Origin of the sequence: Neisseria sp. HMSC070F02, assembly GCF_001814225.1 — a bacterium.
GTDB lineage: Bacteria > Pseudomonadota > Gammaproteobacteria > Burkholderiales > Neisseriaceae > Neisseria > Neisseria meningitidis.
This window is the reverse complement of the sequence record NZ_KV815350.1, coordinates 1-278: the sequence shown is the minus strand read 5'-3', so window position 1 is coordinate 278 and position 278 is coordinate 1. Positions and strand designations below refer to the sequence as shown.

1 protein-coding gene is annotated in these 278 nt (G+C 34.2%); it reads right to left on the bottom strand.

The annotated features are described in order from the left end of the window. Positions 1-278 (bottom strand): protein MafI (mafI, locus tag HMPREF2959_RS00645; RefSeq protein ID WP_070696233.1); only part of this gene is annotated, 278 nt, incomplete at both ends.

Below are 278 nucleotides of genomic sequence, written 5' to 3'. Positions count from 1 at the left end.
TCCACCACCGAATGAATACTTTTAGGCAATTGCAAAAAAGCATTCCAAGCAATTAAAGCAGTTTTAAAAGTATGCAGCGAACAGCTTAAATCAGGCCAGCCGTCTTCTTCATCAAATTCGTTGTTATAGAAAACTACTTTTTCAGCAGAAATATCCCAGCAAAAACCTTGTCCACCTCCTGAATAAACTTCATTGGGATTATTTTCTGCTTGATGGATAAATTCTAAATTTTCATCTATGTCTTTTTGTAGATAAAGGTCTCCTGTTAAAACATAAAT